At 57.0% G+C, this 5469-nt stretch carries 4 protein-coding genes and 1 pseudogene; all 5 read right to left on the bottom strand.

What is annotated here, in order from left to right; genetic code table 11:
• Positions 1 to 114 precede the first annotated feature (114 nt).
• The 5 genes and pseudogenes from secG to ftsH all read right to left on the bottom strand — a co-directional run bounded on the left by secG (position 115) and on the right by ftsH (position 5395).
• Positions 115 to 501 carry a preprotein translocase subunit SecG gene (gene secG, locus ACIPZE_RS28080; RefSeq protein ID WP_400776649.1) on the bottom strand — a complete coding sequence of 129 codons (387 nt, stop codon included), beginning with the start codon at positions 499 to 501 and terminating at the stop codon, positions 115 to 117.
• Between the two features lie 4 nt (positions 502 to 505).
• Positions 506 to 1262 (bottom strand): annotated as a pseudogene (tpiA, locus tag ACIPZE_RS28075) (triose-phosphate isomerase).
• 65 nt (positions 1263 to 1327) lie between these two features.
• Positions 1328 to 2665, bottom strand: coding sequence for a phosphoglucosamine mutase (gene glmM / locus ACIPZE_RS28070; protein ID WP_283437728.1), 1338 nt, complete (start codon positions 2663 to 2665; stop codon positions 1328 to 1330).
• A gap of 16 nt (positions 2666 to 2681) precedes the next feature.
• The gene (gene folP / locus ACIPZE_RS28065) at positions 2682 to 3533 is read right to left on the bottom strand and encodes a dihydropteroate synthase (protein ID WP_283437729.1); all 852 of its coding nucleotides are present in this window, start codon (positions 3531 to 3533) and stop codon (positions 2682 to 2684) included.
• Positions 3534 to 3541: 8 nt separating this feature from the next.
• Positions 3542 to 5395, bottom strand: coding sequence for an ATP-dependent zinc metalloprotease FtsH (gene ftsH / locus ACIPZE_RS28060; protein WP_400776642.1), 1854 nt, complete (start codon positions 5393 to 5395; stop codon positions 3542 to 3544).
• Positions 5396 to 5469 lie beyond the last annotated feature (74 nt).

Genomic DNA, 5469 nt, shown 5'->3' with positions numbered 1-5469 from the left:
ACCACCGCCCACCGCGAAGGGGACTCGCACCCCGACCCCCCCCGGGCACCACCACCTCAAGGTTGCGTGTCTACCAATTCCACCACCTCGGCAAAACTACGTTTGAAACCCTTCTTACTTCTGCTCTTGAGCTGGAGGTACGTCAGTCGCTGGAGTAGCCGACTTTTGCTCTTGAAGCACCGGGACATCATCAGAAGCCGGTTGTTGTTGCTTAGGCACTTCCAACACTGCTGGATTTGGGAGACCTGCCTGAGTCAGCTGGTGAGCCTTCTCTTTAGCAAAGTAACCTAACCCCAAGCTGGTTATGAAGAAACCGGCGGCAAGTATAGCAGTAAACTTACTAAGAAAGGTAGAGGAACCTTGGCTTCCGAACACAGTATTTGAAGCACCTGCTCCGAAAGACGCGCCATCATCCGCACCTTTACCCTGCTGCAGCAAAACCAGAGCTACTACGCCCAATGCACCCAGCAGATGAAAAACGACTACGACTGTTTCCAGCATTTTTTCAGTTTCCCGCGGCGCGACAAATCGCACCGAACTCATCTGCATTCAGGGACGCTCCACCAATGAGCCCCCCCATCGATATCCGGCATGCCGAACAGTTCGACCGCATTGGCCGCCTTCACGCTGCCGCCGTATAGAAGCCGCACACCTCGTGCGACTTCAGAATTCTCTGCCGCCAGCTGCTCGCGAATGGCTTTATGCACATCCTGCGCTTGCTGCGGCGTTGCAGTCAGTCCGGTACCAATAGCCCAGACCGGCTCGTAAGCGATGACTGCCTTGGCAAAAGCACCTACACCCAGCTCCTCGATGATGCTGCCCAGCTGACGCCCGACAACCTCAAGAGTTTTTCCGGCTTCGCGCTGCTCGAGGGTTTCCCCTACACACAACACCGGAATCAAGCCACATGCCTGTGCAGCTGCAAACTTGCGATTCAGCATTCCGTCTCGCTCACCCATAATCTGGCGGCGTTCGGAGTGCCCGATAAGCACAAGGGAACAACCTGCATCCACCAACTGACTCGGCGCAATCTCACCGGTCAATGCACCTTGCATGGATTCCACCGCAGAGTTCTGCGCACCGACCGAAATCGACTTGCCTTTCAAACCATCAATCACTTGATTGATATGCAAGCAAGGCGGGAATACCGCAACATCAACACCGCTTGGCAAGGCCAGATGACGAAGGCCGTTGATCAGCTCAGCGACGCTGGCGCGGGTACCGGTCATCTTCCAGTTACCAGCTACCATAGGGCGACGCATGCTGTACCTCGTCGGTCAAAGTGGGCGCAGATGTTACCCAACACAATCATGCCTTGCAAGCCGAATCAGGCAGAAACTTCAGTTACCAGTTTTGCCAGTTCTTCGGCATAGCTGCGAACCTGCGTTTCGTCTTCGCCTTCAACCATTACGCGCACCAGAGGCTCTGTCCCGGACTTGCGCAAAAGTACCCGGCCGCGACCCGCCATAGCTTGGGTTACTCGCGCACTGGCTTCCTTGACAGCCGGGTGCTCCAGCGGGCTTTCGCCGCCACCGAAACGCACATTGATCAGCACCTGAGGACACTTGCGCAACGCCTGACGCGTCTGCGCCAGACCTTCATTACGGGCTTTCAACGCCATCAGCACCTGCAACGCCGCAATAATGGCATCACCGGTAGTCGTGTGATTGAAGCAGACGATGTGCCCCGAATTCTCACCACCCACCAGCCAATTGCGCTCGAGCAGCTCGGCGATTACATAACGGTCGCCTACATTGGCACGGATAAACGGAATCGAAAGATCCGCAAGTGCCAGCTCAAGGCCCAGGTTACTCATGAGCGTACCCACGACGCCACCCTGAAGCTTGCCACGCTCATGCAGGTCACGAGCGATGATGAACAGCAACTCGTCACCATCGACGATGGCACCCGTGTGATCGACCATCAACACCCGATCACCATCACCATCAAAGGCGATACCCAGATCCGCATGCTCAGCCAGCACCGCAGCCTGCAGTGGCTCCATATGAGTCGAGCCGCAGTTGTCGTTGATATTCAGGCCATTTGGCTGCGCCGACAGCACCACGACTTCCGCACCCAGCTCACGGAAAACGCTAGGCGCTACCTTGTAGGTCGCACCATGCGCACAATCGATAACGATCTTGAGGCCGGCAAAACTGGTGCTGGTGGGCACACTGCTCTTGCAGAACTCGATGTAGCGGCCAGACGCATCGTTGATTCGCGACACCTTGCCGATCTTGCTCGACTCGACCACCGTCATCGGCGCATCAAGCAATTCTTCGATCATCAATTCCAGCTCATCAGGCAGCTTGGTACCTTTGCCCGAGAAGAATTTGATGCCGTTGTCGTCATGCGGATTGTGCGATGCGCTGATCACGATACCGGCCTCAGCCTGGAACGTACGCGACAGATAGGCAATAGCCGGTGTAGGCATCGGACCGAGCAGCATCACATCGGCACCTGCCGACGTCAGGCCGGCCTCAAGCGCCGATTCAAACATATAACCAGAAATTCGTGTGTCCTTGCCAACGAGTACCTTGCAAGCACCCATTTTGCGGAACGCCATGCCGGCAGCCCAACCGAGCTTGAGCATGAAGTCAGGAGTGATCGGATACACACCGACTCGACCACGAATGCCGTCAGTACCAAAGTATTTCTTGCTCATAAGTGCTCCATCATTCTTATTCGGCTGATTCCACGGCCGCGATCATCCGCACCACGTCTACCGTTTCCGCCACATCATGGACGCGCAATATACGCGCACCTTTGACGGATGCCAGTGCCGCCAATGCAAGACCACCATGCAAACGCTCACCCACCGGGCGATTCAAGGCATGGCCGATCATGCTTTTTCGGGATACACCTACCAACAGAGGCCGGCCCAACGCGTGCAAGGCATCCATATGCTTGAACAAGCTTAGATTGTGCTGCAGGGTTTTGGCGAAACCAAAGCCGGGATCAAGAATGATGCGCTCGGCAGGAATACCCGCCAACGCACACTGAGCCATGCGCTGGGCGAGGAACTCAGCCACTTCGCGGGTGACATCCTGGTAATGCGGATTGTCCTGCATGTCGCCAGGCTCGCCCAGCATATGCATAAGGCACACCGGCAACCCCGTTGCCGCGGCGGCATCCAGCGCACCATCGCGCTGAAGCGAGCGCACATCGTTGATCAAACCTGCGCCCAGTCGTGCGGTTTCGCGCATGACCGCAGGCGTCGAGGTATCGACCGAGATGATCACATCCAGTTCGCGATTGATCAGCTCGACGATCGGCGCCACACGCTCAAGCTCTTCCAATGGCGATACTGCGCGCGCACCAGGTCGAGTCGACTCGCCACCGACATCAATCAGCGTCGCACCAGCCGCGACCATGGCTTCAGCATGGCGCAGGGCTGCGTCGAGCTGGCTGTATTGGCCGCCATCAGAGAAGGAATCGGGAGTGACATTGAGAATACCCATGACATGCGTCTGGGCCAAATCAAGAACCCGGTTGCCGCAAGGCAACCGGGTCAGGGACTGTACAGAAGTCATTTCAAACCTTAAACGTCAGCAGCCGGACCGCCAATCGGTGTTTCCGGACGCTCATCCCGAACGACAGGAGGTGGCGGCGTACCGGTGCCACCCGACCAGTCACGAGGCTCGCGAGGCGTGCGACCCGCCATGATGTCGTCGATCTGTTCAGCATCGATCGTTTCGTACTTCATCAGCGCATCAGCCATCGCGTCGAGCTTGTCACGGTTATCCGTGAGGATCTGTTTGGCGGTGCCGTAGCACTGATCGATGATGCTGCGTACTTCCGAGTCGATCAACTTGGCCGTCTCACCAGAGAAGCTGGCAGCCTGACCGCCACCGCCGCGACCGAGGAATACTTCACCTTCTTCTTCGGCGTACATCAACGGACCGAGTTTTTCCGACAGACCCCACTTGGTCACCATGTTCCGTGCAATCTGACTGGCACGCATGATGTCGTTGGAAGCACCGGTGGTCACACCATCGAAGCCCAAGGTCATCTCTTCAGCGATACGGCCGCCGTAAAGCGAGCAGATCTGACTGATCAGTGCGCGCTTGGACAGGCTGTAGCGATCTTCTTCCGGCAGGAACATGGTCACACCCAGCGCACGACCGCGCGGGATGATCGACACTTTATAGACCGGATCATGCTCGGGCACGACACGACCAACGATGGCGTGGCCTGCTTCGTGATAAGCGGTGTTCTGCTTTTCTTTCTCGGACATGACCATGGATTTGCGCTCGGCGCCCATCATGATCTTGTCTTTTGCCAGTTCGAATTCTTTCATCTCGACGATGCGTTTGCCGCTGCGTGCAGCGAACAACGACGCCTCGTTGACCAGATTGGCCAGGTCGGCACCGGAGAAGCCCGGAGTACCGCGAGCGATTACCGCCGGAGCAACGTCGTCACCCATTGGCACTTTACGCATGTGAACCTTGAGAATCTGCTCGCGACCACGGATATCCGGCAGACCGACCACTACCTGACGGTCGAAACGGCCCGGACGCAGCAGCGCAGGGTCGAGTACGTCAGGACGGTTGGTTGCAGCGATAACAATGATGCCGTCATTCATCTCGAAGCCGTCCATCTCGACCAGCAACTGGTTGAGAGTCTGCTCACGCTCGTCGTGACCGCCACCCATGCCGGCGCCACGGTGGCGACCGACGGCGTCGATTTCGTCGATGAAGATAATGCACGGTGCGTGCTTCTTGGCCTGCTCGAACATGTCACGAACACGGCTGGCACCCACGCCGACGAACATTTCGACGAAGTCGGAGCCGGAAATGGTGAAAAAAGGCACTTTGGCTTCGCCGGCAATCGCCTTGGCCAGCAAGGTTTTACCGGTACCCGGAGGACCGACCATCAGCACACCGCGTGGAATGCGGCCACCGAGGCGCTGGAACTTGCCCGGATCGCGCAGGAACTCGACCAGCTCGCCCACTTCTTCCTTGGCTTCGTCGCAACCGGCAACGTCAGCCAGGGTGGTTTTCACCTGATCTTCGGAGAGCAGGCGTGCCTTGCTCTTGCCGAAACTCATCGGTCCACCCTTGCCACCGGCACCGCCCTGCATCTGGCGCATGAAGAACATGAACACCGCGATGATCACCAGGATCGGGAAGCTGGCCACCAGAAGCTGGGTCCAGATGCTCTGCTGCTCAGGCTGCTTGCCTTCGACCACAACGTGGTTGTCGACCAGATCGCCGATCAGGCCATTGTCCTGAATTGCCGGACGAATGGTCTTGAAGCTGTCGCCATCGTTGCGTTTGCCGGTGATCACATAGCCATCAACCGCTACGCGCTCGACCTTGCCATCCTTGACCTGCTGGATGAAGTCGGAATTGTTTTGTGTCTGGTGCTCGTTTTTGTTGTAGTAGTTGTTCATGAACGTCACCAGGTCAGAAGCTATGATTTACCAAATTATCTTTTTGTTTGCCTTTTCGTTATTTTAAATACACT

The organism is Pseudomonas sp. NPDC089741 (assembly GCF_044748825.1).
In the GTDB taxonomy this organism is placed as follows: domain Bacteria; phylum Pseudomonadota; class Gammaproteobacteria; order Pseudomonadales; family Pseudomonadaceae; genus Aquipseudomonas; species Aquipseudomonas helmanticensis.
This window is presented reverse-complemented; position numbering and strand designations above follow the sequence as displayed.

Excerpts from the sequence above, each read along its gene's own strand:
- secG (WP_400776649.1), bottom strand. The coding sequence starts at position 501 with ATGCTGGAAACAGTCGTAGTCGTTTTTCATCTGCTGGGTGCATTGGGC.
- glmM (WP_283437728.1), bottom strand. The coding sequence starts at position 2,665 with ATGAGCAAGAAATACTTTGGTACTGACGGCATTCGTGGTCGAGTCGGT.
- folP (WP_283437729.1), bottom strand. The coding sequence starts at position 3,533 with ATGACTTCTGTACAGTCCCTGACCCGGTTGCCTTGCGGCAACCGGGTT.
- ftsH (WP_400776642.1), bottom strand. The coding sequence starts at position 5,395 with ATGAACAACTACTACAACAAAAACGAGCACCAGACACAAAACAATTCC.